This is a genomic window from Myxococcus llanfairpwllgwyngyllgogerychwyrndrobwllllantysiliogogogochensis (genome assembly GCF_006636215.1).
Classification (GTDB): Bacteria; Myxococcota; Myxococcia; order Myxococcales; family Myxococcaceae; genus Myxococcus; species Myxococcus llanfairpwllgwyngyllgogerychwyrndrobwllllantysiliogogogochensis.
The window spans coordinates 1-17,286 of sequence record NZ_VIFM01000133.1 but is presented as its reverse complement, the minus strand read 5'-3'; the positions used below and the strand labels follow the sequence as shown (position 1 = coordinate 17,286).

At 69.3% G+C, this 17,286-nt stretch carries 16 protein-coding genes; 5 read left to right on the top strand and 11 right to left on the bottom strand.

Annotated features, from left to right (window positions below; translation table 11 throughout):
* Positions 1-21: 21 nt before the first annotated feature.
* The 5 genes from clpA to FJV41_RS28295 form a co-directional block, all read right to left on the bottom strand.
* Positions 22-2,337 carry an ATP-dependent Clp protease ATP-binding subunit ClpA gene (gene clpA / locus FJV41_RS28315; RefSeq protein WP_141645689.1) on the bottom strand — a complete coding sequence of 772 codons (2,316 nt, stop codon included), beginning with the start codon at positions 2,335-2,337 and terminating at the stop codon, positions 22-24.
* Positions 2,338-2,340: 3 nt separating this feature from the next.
* Positions 2,341-2,664, bottom strand: a complete 324-nt coding sequence (locus FJV41_RS28310; protein ID WP_141645688.1) for an ATP-dependent Clp protease adaptor ClpS — start codon at positions 2,662-2,664, stop codon at positions 2,341-2,343.
* A gap of 43 nt (positions 2,665-2,707) precedes the next feature.
* Positions 2,708-3,868 carry a GNAT family N-acetyltransferase gene (locus tag FJV41_RS28305; protein ID WP_141645687.1) on the bottom strand — a complete coding sequence of 387 codons (1,161 nt, stop codon included), beginning with the start codon at positions 3,866-3,868 and terminating at the stop codon, positions 2,708-2,710.
* Between the two features lie 76 nt (positions 3,869-3,944).
* A complete protein-coding gene (locus tag FJV41_RS28300) occupies positions 3,945-4,385 on the bottom strand; it encodes a hypothetical protein (protein ID WP_141645686.1) in 441 nt (146 codons plus the stop codon).
* A gap of 39 nt (positions 4,386-4,424) precedes the next feature.
* Entirely contained in the window at positions 4,425-4,997 is a 573-nt protein-coding gene (locus FJV41_RS28295) for a DUF2378 family protein (protein ID WP_141645685.1), read from the bottom strand.
* A 197-nt stretch (positions 4,998-5,194) separates the two neighbouring features.
* On the opposite strand from FJV41_RS28295, the gene FJV41_RS28290 reads away from it, so the two are divergent.
* From FJV41_RS28290 to FJV41_RS28275, 4 genes are all read left to right on the top strand, one after another.
* The gene (locus FJV41_RS28290; protein WP_141645684.1) at positions 5,195-5,761 is read left to right on the top strand and encodes a NifU family protein; all 567 of its coding nucleotides are present in this window, start codon (positions 5,195-5,197) and stop codon (positions 5,759-5,761) included.
* The gene (locus FJV41_RS28285) at positions 5,662-6,687 is read left to right on the top strand and encodes a class I SAM-dependent methyltransferase (RefSeq protein ID WP_438616758.1); all 1,026 of its coding nucleotides are present in this window, start codon (positions 5,662-5,664) and stop codon (positions 6,685-6,687) included. The genes FJV41_RS28290 and FJV41_RS28285 overlap by 100 nt, the downstream gene beginning before the upstream one ends.
* A 186-nt stretch (positions 6,688-6,873) precedes the next feature.
* Positions 6,874-7,425, top strand: a complete 552-nt coding sequence (locus FJV41_RS28280) for a TetR/AcrR family transcriptional regulator (RefSeq protein ID WP_174485295.1) — start codon at positions 6,874-6,876, stop codon at positions 7,423-7,425.
* Positions 7,422-8,543, top strand: a complete 1,122-nt coding sequence (locus FJV41_RS28275) for a DUF418 domain-containing protein (protein WP_141645682.1) — start codon at positions 7,422-7,424, stop codon at positions 8,541-8,543. Before FJV41_RS28280 ends, FJV41_RS28275 begins: the two co-directional genes overlap by 4 nt.
* A gap of 1 nt (position 8,544) precedes the next feature.
* Here the strand turns inward: FJV41_RS28275 and FJV41_RS28270 are convergent, their stop codons facing one another.
* The 4 genes from FJV41_RS28270 to FJV41_RS28255 form a co-directional block, all read right to left on the bottom strand.
* Positions 8,545-10,386: a pseudouridine synthase gene (locus tag FJV41_RS28270; RefSeq protein ID WP_246137463.1), complete on the bottom strand. Its 1,842-nt coding sequence runs from the start codon at positions 10,384-10,386 to the stop codon at positions 8,545-8,547.
* A gap of 66 nt (positions 10,387-10,452) precedes the next feature.
* Positions 10,453-11,730: an APC family permease gene (locus tag FJV41_RS28265; RefSeq protein WP_141645681.1), complete on the bottom strand. Its 1,278-nt coding sequence runs from the start codon at positions 11,728-11,730 to the stop codon at positions 10,453-10,455.
* 179 nt (positions 11,731-11,909) lie between these two features.
* Entirely contained in the window at positions 11,910-13,046 is a 1,137-nt protein-coding gene (locus FJV41_RS28260; protein ID WP_141645680.1) for a THUMP domain-containing class I SAM-dependent RNA methyltransferase, read from the bottom strand.
* Positions 13,047-13,087: 41 nt separating this feature from the next.
* Positions 13,088-13,840 (bottom strand): lysophospholipid acyltransferase family protein, encoded by a 753-nt coding sequence (locus tag FJV41_RS28255; protein ID WP_141645679.1) that lies wholly within the window; start codon positions 13,838-13,840, stop codon positions 13,088-13,090.
* A gap of 301 nt (positions 13,841-14,141) precedes the next feature.
* On the opposite strand from FJV41_RS28255, the gene FJV41_RS28250 reads away from it, so the two are divergent.
* Positions 14,142-15,032 (top strand): ferredoxin reductase domain-containing protein, encoded by an 891-nt coding sequence (locus FJV41_RS28250; RefSeq protein ID WP_141645678.1) that lies wholly within the window; start codon positions 14,142-14,144, stop codon positions 15,030-15,032.
* Here FJV41_RS28250 and FJV41_RS28245 read toward each other — a convergent pair.
* Both FJV41_RS28245 and FJV41_RS28240 read right to left on the bottom strand, forming a co-directional pair.
* On the bottom strand, positions 15,010-16,650 hold the full coding sequence (locus tag FJV41_RS28245; protein ID WP_141645677.1) for a sensor histidine kinase: 1,641 nt from the start codon (positions 16,648-16,650) through the stop codon (positions 15,010-15,012). The two genes, FJV41_RS28250 and FJV41_RS28245, sit on opposite strands and share 23 nt — an antisense overlap.
* Before the next feature lie 234 nt (positions 16,651-16,884).
* Positions 16,885-17,286 (bottom strand): TIGR02266 family protein (locus FJV41_RS28240; RefSeq protein WP_141645676.1); only part of this gene is annotated, 402 nt, incomplete at its 5' end.

Below are 17,286 nucleotides of genomic sequence, written 5' to 3'. Positions count from 1 at the left end.
CGGACGTCCGCGCGCGGGCTGCTACGCCAGCGCGGGCTCGGGCTGCACCGCAATGGCCTGGAGCTTGAGCCCCTCGCCACCCGGGTCCACGTCGTAGCGGGCGGTGCCGCCGTTCTTCAGGTCACCGAAGAGCAGCGCCTCCGCGAGGAGCTTCTTCAGCGCGTTGTCCACGAGGCGCGCCATGGGCCGGGCACCGAAGGCCGGGTCATAGCCATGCTCGGCCAGCCACGCGCGGGCGGCCGGCGTCAGCTCCAGCTTCACCTTCTTCTCGTCCAGCATCTTCTGGAGGAGGCGGACTTCCTTGTCGACCACCTTGAGGATGATTTCAGGCGGCAGACCGGAGAAGAGAATCCACCCGTCCAGCCGGTTGCGGAACTCCGGCGTGAAGGTGCGCTCAATCGCCTTCTTCGCGCGCATCGCATCGGCCGGCTTCGTCAAATCGCCGAAGCCGATGGACTTGGTGCTCATCTCCTGGGCACCCGCGTTGGTGGTGAGGATGAGGACGATGTTGCGGAAGTCGGCCTTGCGGCCGTTGTTGTCCGTCAGCGTCGCGTGGTCCATCACCTGGAGCAGGATGTTGAAGAGGTCCGGGTGGGCCTTCTCGATTTCATCCAGCACCACCACGGCGTACGGATGCTTGCGCACCGCGTCCGTGAGCAGGCCGCCCTGGTCGAACCCGACGTAGCCCGGAGGGGCGCCGATGAGCCGGCTCACCGTGTGCTTCTCCGAGTACTCGCTCATGTCGTAGCGCAGGAACTCCACGCCCAACGTCTGCGCGAGCTGCTTGGCCAGTTCCGTCTTGCCCACGCCCGTGGGGCCCGAGAAGAGGAACGAACCGATGGGCTTCTCCGGCGCACGCAGACCCGAGCGCGCCAGTTTGATGGCGCCGACCAGGTCCTTGATGGCGCTGTCCTGCCCGAAGATGACCGCCTGCAGCTCCTTCTCCAGATTCTGGAGCTGGACGCCTTCGCTCGCGGACACGCTCTTGGCGGGAATCTTCGCCATCTTCGCGACGACGGTCTCCACGTCCGCGCCGGTGACGGTGTTGGTGCGCACGCCCTCCGGCTTGAGCTTCTCCGCCGCGCCCGTCTCGTCGATGACGTCGATGGCCTTGTCCGGCAGGAACCGGTCATTGATGTGCTTGGCCGCCAGCTCCGCCGCCGCGCGAATCGCCTCCGGCGTGTACTTCACTCCGTGGTGCTCCTCGTAGCGGCTCTTCAGTCCCTCCAGGATGAGGACGGTGTCCTCGACGGAGGGCTCGGCGACCTCAATCTTCTGGAAGCGCCGCGACAGCGCGCGGTCCTTCTCGAAGGACGACTTGAACTCCTGGTACGTCGTCGAGCCGATGCAGCGCAGCTTCCCGCTCGCCAGCGCCGGCTTGAGGATGTTGGACGCATCCATGGAGCCGCCACTGGTGGCGCCCGCGCCGACAATCGTGTGGATTTCGTCGATGAAGAGGATGGCGTCCTTCTGCTCCTGGAGCGCCTTGAGCACGCCCTTGAGCCGCTCCTCGAACTGGCCGCGGAACTTGGTGCCCGCGAGCAGCGAGCCCATGTCCAGCGAGTAGACGACGGCGTTCTTCAGCGGCTCCGGGACGCGGCCCTCGTGGATGTAGAGCGCAAGCCCCTCCGCGATGGCCGTCTTGCCCACGCCCGCCTCGCCCACGTAGAGCGGGTTGTTCTTCCGGCGGCGGCTGAGCACCTGGATGGTGCGCTCCAGCTCCTTGTCGCGGCCGATGAGCGGGTCGATTCGCCCCTCCTTGGCCTCGATGTTGAGCTGGGTGGTGTACACCTCCAGCGGGTTCTTGCGCGGAGCCTCTCCCTCGTCATCGTCACCCGCGGGCGCGTTGCCACCCGGGGCGGCCTCGGACGCGTCGTCGTCGCCGGCCTCCTCGTCCTTGGAGATGCCGTGGGAGATGTAGTTGAGCAAATCCAGCCGGGTGACTCCCTCCTGCTGGAGCAGGTAGAGGGCCTGGCTCTCCTCCTCACGGAAGAGGGCCACCAGCACGTCGCCCCCGTCGATGAGCTTCTGCTCGGCGGACAGGGCGTGCATGGCGGCGCGGTGGAGCACTCGCTCCACGCCAATCGTCTGCTGCGGCTCGGCCTCCACCCCGTCCGGCAGGCGTTCGACCGTCTCCTCCAGGAAGGAGACGAGCCGTTCCTGGAGGCGCTTCACGTTGGCCCCACACGCCTTCAGGACCTCGCGCGTGCGCGAGTCCTTGGTGAGCGCGAGGAGCAGGTGTTCCAGCGTCAGGTACTCGTGGCTCATCTTCCGCGCCTCTTCCAGGGCGGTGCGGAAGCTGGCCTGCAACTCTTTGGCAATCAGCGGTCCTGCCACGGTTCAACCTTCCTCGGGTTCCATGGAGAGCCGCAGCGGGAACCCATTGTCCCGAGCCGCGGCCTCCACCGTCTTGAGCTTCGTCTCGGCGACCTCGAACGTATAGACGCCGGCCACTCCGACTCCGTTGTAATGAACGTGCAGCATGATCTGCACGGCATCCGACTCCGACTTGTGGAAGACCTCCCTCAGGACGGCCACCACGAACTCACGCGTCGTGTAATTGTCGTTGTGCAGAAGCACTTTGTAGAGCGTCGGTTTCTTGAGCTTCTGCTTGGGTACGGTCTCCGTGACGACGGAGCTATCGTGCTCGTCCTTCTGCGCCATAGGTTCTTCGGACTCCCTTTGATGACCGCGGAAGCGGGCCGTTTCAGGCCTCTCCCTTGAAACCTGTCTCCGCCCGCCACTGAGGCAGCCCTCCCCGGACGGCTGCCCGCTCGTGCTCCAGGAAGCCACGCACCGCCCGCTCCAGCCCGGGGTGGAGGAGCAGGTGGGCACTGTACGTGAGGCGAGGCTCGAAACCCCGGGTGAGCTTGTGCTCACCCCCCGCGCCAGGTTCGAAACGCGTCAGCCCCTGTCCAATCGCCTCCGTCACGGGGTGGTAGAGGCAGACGTTGAAGTGCAGGAACGGATGCTCCTCGAAGCAGCCCCAATAACGGCCGTAGAGGACCTGGGGCGCCCTGAAGTTGAACGCGCCGGCCACCAGCGCCCCTTCCCTCCGGACCTCCACCAGCTCGCAGCGGTGCCGGAAGTTGGAGAGCATCCGCGCGAAGAAGTCGCGCGTGAGGAAGCGCGCGCCCCACGGGTACTTGTCCACCGTGGAGACGTAGAGGCGGTATAGCGTGTCCACGTCCACCGACTGGAGGGCCTCGCCTCGCAGGGTGCGCAGCGTCAGGCCCTGCTCGGCGGGGGCGCGCATCTCCCGCCGCAGCTGGTTGCGCCGCTTGGAGTGGAAGCGGGCGAGGAAGTCCTCCATCGACTGGTAGCCGGCGTTGCGCCACTGGTACTGGACGCCCAGCCGCAGGGCGAAGCCCTGGGCCTCCAGCGCGGGCAGCTCCTCCTCGGTGGGAAAGAGGACGTGGATGCCGGAGAGGTGCTCGGCGCGGGCGAACTCCAGGGCGCCGGCATACAGCTCCGCCTCGCGGGCCGCTCGGTCCTCGCCGGGCGCCACCAGCACGCGCCGGCCGGTGGCGGGAGTGAAGGGGACGGTGAAGACGAGCTTCGGGTAGTAGCGCAGGCCCGCGCGCTCGGCGGCGGTGGCCCAGGGCGCGTCGAAGATGAACTCGCCCTGGCTGTCGTCCTTGAGATACGCGGGCGCGGCGGCGACGAGGCGCGAACCCCTCCACAGCGTCAGGTGCCGGGGGTGCCAGCCCCGCTCCGGCACCGCGCTGCCGCTGTCCTCGAGCGCGGCCAGGAAGGCCCACTCCAGGAAGGGCAGGGCCGCCTCGTCCACGAGCCCGTTCCACAGGGACGCGGGCACCTCGTGGATGGAGGGCAGGATGCGCAGGGTGGTGGGCAGCGGGGTGGACATCGGCGTCGGCGCACGGTGGGTTCGTGGGGTCAGCCTATAACGACGGCGGGCCCCCCTTGCCACGGCCGGCCGGCCCCTACTTCCCGCGTGTCAATTCGGCGGCAAGGAAGCGGCCTGCTTCGGCCAGGCCAGCGTCGCCTCGTCGACGTCCCTCCTCGGTCTCCATGACCCGGCGGGCCGCGTCGCTGGCGGTGCCGGCCTCCAGGTCCGCCAGGACGAGGAACGCGCTCCATGCGGGTGACGCGGGCGCCACGCGGCCCGGGCGGGTGGGGCGGTCCGACAGGGTGGTGGCGACCTTCTCCAAGAGCCCGTCGTCATTGAGCCGCTTCGCGGTGCCCTTCATGGAGGCCCACGCGGACTCCAGCAGCGCGGGCAGCATCCTCCCGGCGAGGGCGGCGGAGAGCCGCTGTCCGGCCTCCTCCTCGTCGATTTGATGCGCCTGGGCGTAGGTGGGGGCCAGCTTGGCGATCACCACCGCACGGGTGGCGAGATGGGCAAGTCGGGGAGGGTAGGACATGGGCGCTCCAGTGGGCGCCGTCGACGACCCGGGCGCGAGTTACCAGCGGACCAGCAGACGGTAACCGTCCGCGCTGCGCTCCTCTACCGTGATTCGCGGCTGGGCGTTGGCCAACTCCAACATCCGCTCCAGGCCACCGGCCATCAGGTCCGGTCGGTTGTAGCGGTCGGTGATGTGCAGCCGCCGGCCTCGCTCGCCCACCTGGGACATGGTGATTTCGATGTCCGCGCGGCCCATCATCGCCAGGTAGCGGGGGATGCGCTCCGCGGCGCGGGCGGGGCCAATCATGGGCAGGGCCACCGCCGCCACGCGTCCCACCAGCGTCTCCGCGAAACCGTTGACGAGCGTGCGGCCGACCTGCCGGTAGCCCTCCTCGTCATTCAGCTCTCCGAAGGCCTCCTGCCGGGCGAGGGCCGCCGCGCGCTGCCAGACCTGGACGGGGTAGTCCATCTCCGGCCGCTTGATGTCGTAGCCCAGCGCGGCCAGCTCCTCCACCAGCCGGCCCGACGCCTTCAGGCCCCGCACGAACAGGCCCTCCAGCACGCTTCCAGGGATGCGGGGCGGCGGAGGCTGGACCTGCTCGACGGGTCGGCGCAGCGGACTGATGGCCATGTGAAGCTCCCAGGGGAGCAGAGGTCCGTCCACCATAGTGGAGTTCCGTTTCTGCCGCGAATTCGGGCTGTTCTTTTATTTCCCGATGAGTCACGGGAAGCGGACGTGGCGGGGAGGGGGGCGGCGGTTTGATTCCCCGAGGGTCGGGTTGCTATGGGGCCGCGAGCGCCTTAGAGGAGAGGACCGAGGAGAACTGCATGTCGGTGAACATCCAGCTGGAATGGACCCCCAACCCGAGCACGCTGAAGTACGTGGTGGATCGGCGACTGTTGGCGGGCGGCGCGGTGAGTATCACGAATCCCCAGGATGCCCAGGCGAAGTCGCCCCTGGCGCGCAAGCTCATGGACGTGCGCGGCGTCACGGCGGTGATGATTGGCACCAACTTCGTGACGGTGACGAAGGGTGACGAGGGTGAGTGGGACGAGCTGAATGACCAGGTGATGGAGACGCTGGATACGCACCTCACGGCGAACGAGCCGGTGGTGGACGAGGAGGCCATCGCGGCGGCGCGTCAGGCGACGGCGAGCGATGGTGGCGGTTCGGTGGAGGCCCGCATCCGGGACATCCTGGACGCGGAGATTCGTCCGGCGGTCGCGATGGACGGTGGCGACATCACGTTGGACCGCTTCGAGGACGGCATCGTCTACCTGCACATGAAGGGCTCGTGCGCGGGCTGTCCGTCGTCGACGGCGACGCTGAAGATGGGCATCGAGGGGCGCCTTCGGGAAATCATTCCCGAGGTCCTCGAGGTGGTGTCCATCTGAGGCGCAACGTCAAGGCTTCACAGGTCCGGCGGGAGCTCCTGCCGGACCAGTCGCAGGCGCTCCTGCGTGAGCTGCACCTGCTCACGCGCGAGGGTCACCTCAACGCGGATGCGCTGCGCAAGCTCAAGCAGGTCAACCACCTGATGGGCTTGTTGCGTCCGGCGGTGGAGGACGTGAAGGCGCGTCATCCCGAGTCCTCCGTGTTCGTGGACGCGGGCAGCGGCAATGCGTACCTGGGGTTCGTGCTCTACGAGCTGTTCCTGAAGGACGTGGCCACGGGCACGTTGCTGTCGGTGGAGGGGAGGCCGGAGCTGACGGAGCGCGCGAAGGGGCGCGCTGAGCGGCTGGGCTTCTCACGGATGCAGTTCCAGACGGCGCACATCGACCAGGCGGCGTATCCGGAGCGCGTCCATCTGGTGATGGCGCTGCATGCGTGTGACACGGCCACCGACGACGCGCTCATCGCGGCCGTCCGTCATGGCGCGGACCACGTCGCGGTGGTGCCGTGCTGTCAGGCGGAGGTCGCCGCGCAGCTGAAGGAGCACCGGCAGGCGGCGCACGGGAGCATGGGCCTCCTGTACGCGCATGCGTGGCACCGGCGCGAGTTCGGCTCGCACCTGACGAACGTCATCCGCGCGCTGACGCTGGAGTCGTTCGGTTATCAGGTGACGGTGACGGAGCTGACGGGCTGGGAGCACTCGTTGAAGAACGAGCTGATCCTCGCCAGGCGTGTGCACCGGGACAACCGGCGAGCGCGCATCCAGCTCGAGCGACTGCTGGCGGAGACGGGCGTGAATCCGAAGCTGACGCGGGAGCTGGGCGTGAAGCCCGCCGCGTCGGTGGGCGTGCCGTTGCCCGCCGAACCGCTGCCCGAGGCGCCGCAGGCGGCGTCCTCCGAGGAAGCCGCACAGACCGCTGAGAGCTGAGCGTGTGACGAGGAGGCTCGTGAAGGGCCTCCTCGTGGCACGTGGCCGCCGCGCACGGGTGTAGAGCGTGCGCGGACCCGAGGTTTGCCTCGTGCCTCATGTGAGACTAAGTTGTCTCATATGAGACGGACAAGAGCCGCCGCTCCTTCCCCCGTAGCGTCTGGCTCGGATACTCGAGCGAGCATCTTGAGCGCGGCGGCTCGTGCGTTCGCGGTGGACCCCTCCGCGTCACTCGTCGATGTGGCCCGGTCCGCGGGAGTCGGACGGGCGACGCTTCACCGGTACTTCAGCTCCCGCGAGGAGCTCATCCGCGAGGCAGGGTTGGACTCCCTGGTGCAGCTCGAACAGGCGTTGAAGGCGCACCGGTTCGAGCGGCTGGCTCCCGATGTGGCCCTGGAGTCCCTGGTGGGCGCGCTGACCCCCTGGGGCGACAGGCTCCGGTTCCTCCTGGTCGTCTCCGAGCTGAGTCAGGAGCCTTCGCTCAAGGCCGCTGAAGCCCGGGTGGATGAACAACTCATGCGCATCCTGCTTCGCGCCAGGGACGAAGGCGTGCTGCGCCAGGACCTGCCGAGCGCGTGGTTGTTCGCCACCTTCGAGGCGCTTCTGTATGCGGCCTGGACGTCGGTCGCCCAGGGTGACCTCGCCGCGAACGATGCCGCTCGAACACTTCACGAGACGCTGCTCCACGGCCATGGCACCGGGCGCCCCGCTGGCTCCAAGAAGGCGCGCCCACGATGACTCCGAAGCCCACGGAGCGGCTTCGCGGCATCGATATCGCTCGAGCCTGCGCCATCTGCGGGATGTTCGTGGTGCATGCGTTCCTCGTTCTCGGGCCTCCCAGTTCTGGCCTTTCGGGCTGGGAGCGCATCGTGTTCAACCTGACCGAAGGGCGCGCCGCCGCCACCTTCGTCCTCCTGGCGGGCCTGGGGGTGGGGCAGCTGCTCTCGCGACGGGAAACCACCGACTCACGTCGCGTGCTGTGGCGTCGAGCCCTCTTCCTGGGGGGGCTGGGAGTGCTCAACCTCATCGTGTGGCCCGGCGACATCTTGCGGCTCTACGGCGTCGCGCTCTTCGCCGCGCCGTGGTTGCACCGCTGGTCATCCAAGGCCCTCTCGGGGCTCGTGGCCGCGCTCATCCTCACCTTTCCGCTCGCGGCCGTCCTCGTGGACTGGGATGCCCGTTGGGACTGGGCCACGCTCACCTACCGGGGCCTTTGGACTCCCTCCGGTTTTGTCCTCAACCTGGGGGTCGATGGCTTTCGTCCCTTGCTCCCCTGGTTGGCGTTCTTCGTCCTGGGCCTGCGGCTGGCCCGGCTCGACTGGCGCGACAGGGCCACGCAGCGGCGAATGCTGTGGGCGGGCATCTGGCTGTTTGTCCTGGCGGAGCTCGCCTCGGCGGGGCTGGTGCGGCTCGCGATTCAAAGCGCGATGGGTGAGCGGTTGGGGGCACAAATCGTGACGGCACTCCTCGGTACGCACTCCATTCCGCCCATGCCGTTGTTCATGCTCTCCGCGCTGGGCATCGCCTGCCTGGTCCTGGGTGGCGGCTTCGTGCTGGGGGACCACCTCCCGCGACGCCTTCAGGAGGCGCTGGTGTCCACGGGGCGCCTGGCGTTGACCTGGTATCTGGGCCATGTGCTGCTGCTGGTGGGGCTCGCCCTCGCTGGATACGGCAACCGCCTCTCCGCGCTTGCCGCCATGGGGGTGGCGTTCGCTGGGTTCGCGGGTGTCGTCGCAGTGTCGACCTTGCGAGGTGGAGCACCCATGTTGCTGGAGCGAATGCTCCGGCGCTTCTCCACACCGAGCCCCCGTGCTGACAAGGCGATGGAGTCACCTCCCGAATCGCCTCGCGAATGAGTCAGAAGGGCGCGGGGCAGTCGAAGGTGATGCCTGCCCCAGTTCCTGGATGCTGGAGGGTGAGCGACTCCGCGTGGAGCATGAGTCGCGCTCCCCCGCGTCCGTAGAGCCGGTCGCCGACGATGGGCGCACCGAGCCCGAGCGGGTGCGAGGCATGGACCCGGAGCTGATGAGTCCTTCCCGTGAGCGGAAAGAAGGCCACGCGGGTTCGCCCGTCGCGCCGTTCGAGGACTCGCCACTCCGTCACGGCGGGCTTGCCGTGGACGGTGTCGTGAATCTGTCGAGGGCGGTCATTCAGGTCGACGCGCATCGGGAAGTCGATGCGGCCCTGGTCCTCCTGGATGAGCCCCTCCACCCACGCGACGTAGCGCTTGCGCACTTCACGGTGCACGAACTGGCTCTGCAGTGCCGCATGCGTGCGTGAGTCGCGCGCCGCGACGAGCAGGCCCGACGTGTCCAGGTCCAGTCGGTGTACCAGGAGCGGGCCGGTGGCCTCGGGATGACGCGCTCGAAGCCGCGTGAGCACGGAGTCCGTGAGCGACTCTTCGCGCCCAGGCACGGACAGCAGCCCGTGGGGCTTGTCGATGACGACGAGCCACGGGTCCTCGAACAGGACGGTCAGCGCGCCAGGGGCCGCGGGTGGCGGCACGAAGGTGCGTGGCGGGGAGACCTGAAGTCCTTCCAGCATGAAGGGGAGCAGGGGACCGCACTTGTCGCGACAGGCGGCGTAGTACGCGCCGGAGACACGTCCTCCCGCTGGAGGCGGTGCGCCCCACCAGAACTCCGCGAGCGCGATGGGGCGCAGCCCGTGAGCATGCGCGTATGCGAGCAACTTGGGGGCGGCGCAGTCGGCGGCACCGGAAGGCGGCTGGCCGCGCTCGTAGAGGGCTCTCAGGAGGCGACGCTCACCGCGCGCGCTGGTGATGGCGTAGGTGTCGTGGATGCGCCGCATGAGCGCGCGACTCACCATGTGGCGCAGGCGCTCCAGGGCGCGGAGTCGTCGTTCCCGTCGCGCGAGCTGCGGCTCGATTCGCTGTCGCTCCTCCGCGTGGGTGGCTTCCAGACGACGTCGCTCGGCCTTGTCCCCTCGACTCTCCTGGTCGAGCGCATGGAGCGCGGCGCGTTGCGCGGCCTCGTCCCGCGTATCCGGTGCGGTGGTGTCCATCGAATCGGCTGAACCCCGCCGCTCCCGCGCGGCCGTCTCATCCCGAGCGGGCCCCGCGAGAGGCCGCGCTGAATCGGCCGGGCCTCCTCGCTCCCCAGGGGGATGGGAGTCCATGGGAACTCCTGGATGCTCCGGAGATGGCCGCGTCCTCGTGAGCTCCGCCCGACGTGCATGACGCTGCTTTCGACGCGCCTCGTGTCGCTCACGCAGCGCCGAGAGCTCCGCCGCGTGTCGAGCCGACTGGGCCTCATGGGCGGCCCGAAGCGCGATGAGCTCGGGCTCGGACCCCAGTGCTTCGGAGCGAGCCAGCAGCGCCTTCACCGTCGCCTCGCCCTCGGGCTCCAGGCGTGCTCGGGCCTCACGGTCGAACAGCGGTGGGACGAAGCCCTCGATATCCCAACGGCCGGCGAGCATCCCCGAGAAGGCTCGCAGGAACCCGACGCGTCCATCGGGCCGGCGCACCACCAGCACGCCGAACATCTTCCCGCCTTCGGGACTCTCCAGCAGGGACAGCGGCACGTCCGCGGCGAGGTGCCGCGAGCGGAGCTCCGCCTGGAGGACCTCCGCGGCCTGCCTCGCGAGTGCCGGAGGCCCCAGCTCATCGAAGGGGCTCGGGAAACTTCCCGGTTCATCGGGAAGCTTCGTCCGGGGCTCGAAGAGGGTGACACGCGGGTCCACGTGTCCACCGCTAACATGAAACCCGGGCCCACTGCGAACGGGCCCGGGAGCCGAGCGCTCCCTGCGTTACTGGAGCGCGACCTTCCCATCCGGCTTGCGCTGGAAGCGATACAGCACGAAGCCGACAGCGAGCGCGATGGCTCCCGCGATGAGGTTCTTCCGCTGGGCGCTCAGCGCGAACACGACACACAGCGAGGCGGCGGCGATGGGAATCACCGGCCCTCCTGGGATGCGGAACGCATTGGCCGGCTGCTGGAGCTTGCGCCGCAGCACGGGCACGGCCACCGCGGTGCCGAAGTACGTCGCCAGCCGGGCCACCACGGAGAGCGTGGCGAGGAACTCGAACGACCCGGTGAAGGCCAGCGGGAGCGCGATGGCGGTCTGGGTCACGATGGCGACCATCGGCGTGCGGTAGCGCGGGTGCAACGTGGCGAGCGCCGCCGGACCGAAGCCATCCTGCGCCAGCGCGTAGAGATAACGAGGCCCCGCGAGCACCGTGTTGCTGTTGGTGCCGAGGATGGACAGCACTCCACCCACCGTCATCAGGAGCCCTCCTCCGTTGCCCAGGAAGCGCGCGGCGGCATCCGCCAGCGGCGTCTTCGAGTCCACGACGCCCGGCAGCGTTCCCAGGGCGACCCACTGCACCGCCGTGTAGATGAGCGTGACGACGCCAATCTGGACGATGAGCGCGAAGGGCACGTCCCGGCGCGGATTCTTGAACTCACCGGCCGGCGCCGCGGTGTTCTCGAAGCCCGCGTAGGCGAACAGGAGCAGCAACACGGCGGCGCCCAGGTCGCCGTCACTCTTGGCCACCACCGAGGTGGCCAGCGGCGCGGACACGAAGAAGATGCCCACGGTGATGAAGACGAGCAGCGGCACCGTCTTGGTGATGGCCAGGAAGACGGCGGTGCGCGCGCCGCCCTTCACGCCGACGACGTTGATGGCGGTGAGCGCGAGCAGGGGAATCGCGATGGCCAGGCCCTGCCCCACGCCCTCGTTGGCTCCAGGCCACAGGTAGCCGAGCGCGCGGGAGAAGCCGACGGTCAGCGAGGCCACCGAGGAGACTCGGGCGAGCCACGTCATCCACCCCACCTGGAAGCCCACCAGCTCACCGAAGGCCTCGCGCGTGTAGAGGTACGCGCTGCCGGGCTTGTCGAAGTAGCTGGCGGCTTCCGCGAAACACAGCACGAGCAGCAGCACGGCCAGTCCGGCCACCACCACCGCGCCCGTGCTGGCGGAGCCGAGGTTGGCCGCGGCGGCGGCGGGCAGGAGATACACCCCGCTGCCGATGACGTCGTTGATGGAGAAGCCCACCAGCTCCCAGCGGGAGACAGCGCGCTTCATTCCAAGGTCTTGGGGAGTCGAATCGCTACCAGTCGTCATGGTGGGGTGGGGGAGGCCGGGGTGGACCTGACAGGGAGGACCACTGGAGCATATGCGGGGAGAAACCGCGAATTCAGGGACTCCCGAGCCCCACGCGAGCCGTGACTCCGGCGCGCGAACCTCACCCCTTCAAATACGACTCACGCCGTCAGCAGCAGCCGACACCGCAGCCCGCCATTGCGCACGGGAAGACTGCGCGCGCCGGGCAGCTCCAGCGCCTTCACCAGGGCGGAGTCCTCCGGAACCAGCAGCGCCGCGCGCCAGCCCGCGAAGCCCTTGCGAACCAGGGTGCCGAGCGCGCGGTAGAGGCCGGGCAGGTCCTCCCCTTCGCCCAGGCGCTTGCCATAGGGCGGATTCGCGACCAGCAACCCGGGCCCACCCGGGGGCGCGGTCAACGTGCGCAGGTCCTTGCGCTCCAGCGCGAGCGTCATGCCCGCGCGCCGAGCGTTCCTGCGCGCCGTGCCCAGCGAACCCGCGTTGATGTCATAGCCATACACGGCCGCGCGCGGTGCCGTCAGCGTCTCCGCCTCCGCGCGCGCCTTGCGAGTGGCCCAGGCGCCCGCGTCGAAGCCCGGGAAGGACTCGAAGGCGAAGCCATGCAGCAACCCCGGCGCGCGGCGCATGGACATCCACGCGCCTTCCACCAGGAAGGTGCCCGAGCCGCACATCGGGTCCACCAGGGGCTCCGTGCCGTCATATCCGGCCAGCATCAGGATGCCCGCCGCGAGCGTCTCCCTCAGGGGCGCGCGGCTCACCTCTTGTCGATAACCCCGGCGATGCAGCGGCTCCCCGCTGGTGTCCGCGCTCACGGTGAAGTCATTGCCCTCCACGCGGACCAGCAACGTGAGCCCCGGGCCGCCTTCGTCGTCGAGCGGCCCCGCCCGGCCCACCTCGGCCAGTCCCCACGCCTTCGACGCGGCCGAGAAGACAACGCCCTGGCTCGGGACACCCGCGCGGTGCAGCGTCACCGAGAGCCGGGGCGGCGCGCCCCTGTCCCACGTGCGTGACAAATCCAACGCGCGCAGCCCGCGAATCAGCGCGCCCTCGTCACTCGCGTGGAAGGAGCCCAGCCGCAACAGCACCCGGCTCGCGGTGCGCAAGCGCAGGTTGGCTTCCTGATGCAGCCCCGTGGGCCCCTGGAGCTCCACCCCGCCTTCGACGAGGGAGGGCTTCCAGCCCAGCGCGGAGCACTCCGCCTCCAGCGCGGTCTCCAGTCCGGGAAGGGTGGACACGTAGACTTGTTCTTCGGCGCGGGCGGTCGTCACGGGAGGCCCCATTGTCCGTGCTCCTGCGGCGACCGCAACGCTTCATTGCGGAATCACGGCGGCGATGCGGCCGGCGACTCGGACTCCAACGGCCTGGGCACCCGGGGCGGGTCGTCCGCGTAGACGCCCCGATACTCGGGAGGCAGCAGCTTCGCCACCCGGCGCATCATCGCGTCCACCAGCGCCTGCCGCGTGTCCTCCGCGCCCGCGACCTCCGCCTCCAGGTCCTCCATCCGGAACGCGGGGCCCACCCGCACGCGGACGTGGGCGTTGTACAGCCGCTCGCCGCCCATGTCCGAGTCGTTGATGGGCATCAGCTTCTCCGTCCCCATCAACGCCACCGGTACCACCGGCGCACCTCCGCGTTTGGCGATGAGCGCCACGCCCTTCTTCGCCTGGTGCAGCGCCCCATCCCGACTGCGCGCGCCCTCCGGGAAGATGAGCACCGAGTCGCCGCCCTTGAGCGTCTCCACCGCCCGGCGCACCGCCTCGATGTCCGGCGAGTTGGGCTTGATGGCGATGGTGTCCATCACCTCCGAGGCCAGCCGCGTCATCACCGTGCTTTGCAGCTTCACGCCCGCCAGGAAGTACAGCCGCCGGGGACGGAACGCGCGGAACAGCGTGAAGCCGTCCGCATTGGACAGGTGGTTGCAGATGTAGAGACAGGGCTCGTCGGGGATGTTGCCCCGGCCCTCCACGACTTCGTCGGCCAGCGCATCCCACACGCCGTCCATCAGGGTGCGGACCACATGTCGCCGGACACCTTCCGGCAGTCGGGCCATCAGGGAAAAGAGAATGCGGAGCACGCGTCGGTCGCCTCCACCTCGGGACGGCCCGAGAGCATGGTCCGGTCGGAGCCCACGCGTCCGACCGTTACCGCCAGGGCTTCAGCACCGCCACTGGCCACCAGAAGATGTAGTCCTGCGGGGGCTCCAGGTCAGTGCTCGCGAGGAGTCCGCCTCCTGCCCGCAAGCCGTCCCGTCGTGCAGCCAACGCTCCGGACCGACTCTGGGACGGGGCAAAACCGTCCATGTCACCCACCCGTGCCCCCCTGGGCGTGCGCGAACCCATCGGCGAGCACCCCGGGTTTGCGCTAAGGGAGGAGCCATGAGCGCCGCCGAATCCACCCTCTCGCGCAGCAGGAAGCCCGTGGAGTACGAGGTCACCGTCGCCCACGTGCGGATGGACACGCACGACACCGCGACACTCTTCCTCGACTTCGGCGAGCCCCGTCCGGACTACAAGGCCGGCCAGTTCATCAACATCGACCCGCACCAGTTCCACGCGCTCGGGCGCCTGTCCGCCTACCTGCAGGAACAAAAGGGGCGCAAGGAGCCCCAGCGCTCGTACTCGCTGGCCTCCGCGCCCCATGAGCCCCATGTGGCCATCACCGTGAAGGACGAGGAGTTCATCCCCGGCCTCACCCGCTACCCGCCGCTCCTGTCCCCGTTCCTCGTCCACGGGCGGCTCACCGGCGCGCGACTCAAGGTGCTCGGCTTCATGGGCCCCTATGTGCTGCCGGACGACGTGGACCAGCGCACGGACCACGTCGTCCACATGGTGGCCGGCTCCGGCGCGGTGCCCAACTTCGGCATCATCAAGGATGCGCTCCACCGGAATCTCAAGGTGCGCCACACCCTGCTCATGTCCAACAAGACGTGGAGCGACGTGCTCTACCGGGACGAACTGGAGGCGCTGGAGCGCCAGCACCCGGACCGCGTCCGGCTGGTGCACACCCTCACCCGTGAGCTGGACGAGTCGCGCTTCGGCGCCAACGTGCGCAAGGGCCGCGTCCACCAGGCCCTGCTGGAAGAGCTCATCCCGGACCGGGCCACGTGCCTGGTCTACGCGTGTGGCCCCGCGATTACGCCGTGGGACCGCCGCAAGGCGCTGGAGACGCGCACTCCGGCCACGCCGCGCTTCATGGAGACGGTGCTCGGACACCTGCACGCGCTCGGCATCGACGACAAGCGCATCAGGCGGGAAACGTACGGGTAGGCCCCAGCGGGAGCACCACCTCGAAGCGCGCGCCCCGCTTGGGCCGGCCGCTCGCGCGCACCTGTCCTCCGTGCGCGAGCACCACGCGCTTGACGATGGCCAGCCCCAGGCCCCGTCCGTTGGCGCGCGTGAGGAAGAAGGGCTCGAAGACGCGGCGCGGGTCCACGTCGGGAATGCCCGGGCCCTCGTCCTCCACCACCAGCCGCACGCCGCCCTCCACGCGCTCCACGTTCAGCCGCACGCGCCCGCCCGGCGGTGAGGCCTGCACCGCGTTGCGCACCAGGTGCGTCGCCGCGAGCTGGAGCAGCGTCTCATCGCCCATGATTTCGGGAACGTCTGGCGCCTCGTCCACGGTGAAGCGCAGCGTGGGCGCATCCGGTGGACCATGCAGCTGGCCCAGCGCGCGCCGCACCAGCTCACCCAGGTGCACCAGCCGCGGGCGCGGCTCCAGCGGACGCACCACGTCCAGCAAATCCCTGACGATGTCCTCCAGCCGGATGGCCTCTTCCTCCAGCATGCCCACCGCGGCCTGTCCCGTGGGGCCCAGGTGCGCCTCGCGGCGCAGCACCGCCACCGCGTTGAGGATGGCGCCCAACGGATTGCGCACCTCGTGCGCCACCACTCCCGCCGCCTCGCCCAGCACCGTCAGCCGCTCGTGCGCGACCAGCTCCTCCTGGAGCCGGGTCACTTCGACCAGTCGCTCCGCCGCCACGCGGTGGTGACGCACGTTCTCCAGCGCGCCGCCGAGCAGCTGCGCGAAGAGCTCCAACGTGCCCGCGGCGGCCGGCGTGAGGTCCAGGCCCTGCGCGGAGAGGATGCCGAAGGGCTGGCCCTCCACGAAGATGGGCGCATCCAGGGCGCGGATGCCGGGAGGGTAGGCGCGCTGGATGTCCTCGAAGACCTCGCTTGTGTGGACGCGATGGGCCGCGCCGAGCGCGTCCTGATGGAAGGCCGCCTTGCGCCGCGCGAGCACCTCCGCCAGGTGGGGCAGGGTGCCGAGGGGAAGGCGGACCTCGGAGATGGGCATGCCGTATTTGCGCTCGGCCAGCGCGACGATGGCGGGCTCCTGCCGCATGGGGCCGTGCCGGAACGTGTCTCCTTCGACCAGGAGGATGGCCGAATAGAAGCCCTGCCGGTGGACGGCGTCGATGGCCGTCTCGAGGACCTCCTGCTCGTCGCGCGCGCGCAGCATGTCCGCGGCGGCCGCGCCCAGCGCCTCGGTGAGCCGGCGGGTGGTGTCCACGCCCTCGGCGTCGTGCAGCAGCACCACCGTCTCTTCCTGCGTGGCGCCCGGTGCATAGGTCGCCGCCACCGTGCGCTCCTTCCCGTCGGCTCTCCGGATGCGCAGCCACAGCGGGTGCTCCGGCCGGGTGCCGTCCCGGGTGAGGGCCTCGTGGAACGCCTCCACCCAGCCGCGCTCGGCGGGGATGAAGCGGGCGATGAGCGCGGTGACGGGCGTGGCCTTCAGCTCGTCGAGGGGAATTCCCAGCAGCGAAGCCAGGGCCGCGTTGGCGACCACCACCTGATCGCCTCGGGTGACCGCCGCGGGAGTGGGCAGCCCGGCAAGCAACCAGTAGTCAGAAGGGGCGGCGGAGGCGTCGGGAGGCACGGAAGTCATCCTGGCGGACGGCGCGAGGGGGCCGGGAGGGGGATGCAATCGATTTCGGGGTGTCCCGTAGGAAAGGGGGAGGGGACACAACGAAGGATGGACACCATGAACTTCATGAACGTGATGGGCCGCGATGACCTGGAGCTCAAGGCGGTGATGGCGGTGATGGCGGCTTTCGTCATGACCGGGGCCGTGTTCCTCGGTCAGCTGCTGTAGCAAGCCACCCCGAGCGGGCTCACCCGCTCAGGGCTTCTTCGGAGGCTTGCGGCTCACGAACTGCTGGATGAACTCCCGCTCCTCCTTGCGGAGGCTGCTGAGCCGCAACCCATAACCTCGCGGGTTCTTGCCGTCCTCCAGCGAGTTCTCCCAGATGACGGAGCTTCGCAGCGTCATCACGCGCGAAGGGTCATCGAACCGCAACGTCAGCTCCACCAGGGTGCCCAGCCGCAGCGGCTTGTCCGTGGCGATGAAGAGGCCGCCGGAGGAGAGGTTGATGATGCGGTGGTCCGTGAAGATGCCGGTGTTCTGCATCGACACCTTCACGTCCGCGTGGATGCGATCATCCGCGCGGCGCTCCAGTCCCACGAACTCCGCGCTGGAATAGGTGGGCGCGGCGACGGCCTTGCGCAGCGGCACCGCCGGCGG

Coding starts and splice junctions, on each gene's coding strand:
- FJV41_RS28290 (WP_141645684.1), top strand. CDS start 5,195: ATGTCGGTGAACATCCAGCTGGAATGGACCCCCAACCCGAGCACGCTG.
- FJV41_RS28310 (WP_141645688.1), bottom strand. CDS start 2,664: ATGGCGCAGAAGGACGAGCACGATAGCTCCGTCGTCACGGAGACCGTA.
- FJV41_RS28295 (WP_141645685.1), bottom strand. CDS start 4,997: ATGGCCATCAGTCCGCTGCGCCGACCCGTCGAGCAGGTCCAGCCTCCG.
- FJV41_RS28245 (WP_141645677.1), bottom strand. CDS start 16,650: ATGACTTCCGTGCCTCCCGACGCCTCCGCCGCCCCTTCTGACTACTGG.
- FJV41_RS28265 (WP_141645681.1), bottom strand. CDS start 11,730: ATGAAGCGCGCTGTCTCCCGCTGGGAGCTGGTGGGCTTCTCCATCAAC.
- FJV41_RS28305 (WP_141645687.1), bottom strand. CDS start 3,868: ATGTCCACCCCGCTGCCCACCACCCTGCGCATCCTGCCCTCCATCCAC.
- FJV41_RS28260 (WP_141645680.1), bottom strand. CDS start 13,046: ATGGGGCCTCCCGTGACGACCGCCCGCGCCGAAGAACAAGTCTACGTG.
- FJV41_RS28275 (WP_141645682.1), top strand. CDS start 7,422: ATGACTCCGAAGCCCACGGAGCGGCTTCGCGGCATCGATATCGCTCGA.
- FJV41_RS28250 (WP_141645678.1), top strand. CDS start 14,142: ATGAGCGCCGCCGAATCCACCCTCTCGCGCAGCAGGAAGCCCGTGGAG.
- FJV41_RS28300 (WP_141645686.1), bottom strand. CDS start 4,385: ATGTCCTACCCTCCCCGACTTGCCCATCTCGCCACCCGTGCGGTGGTG.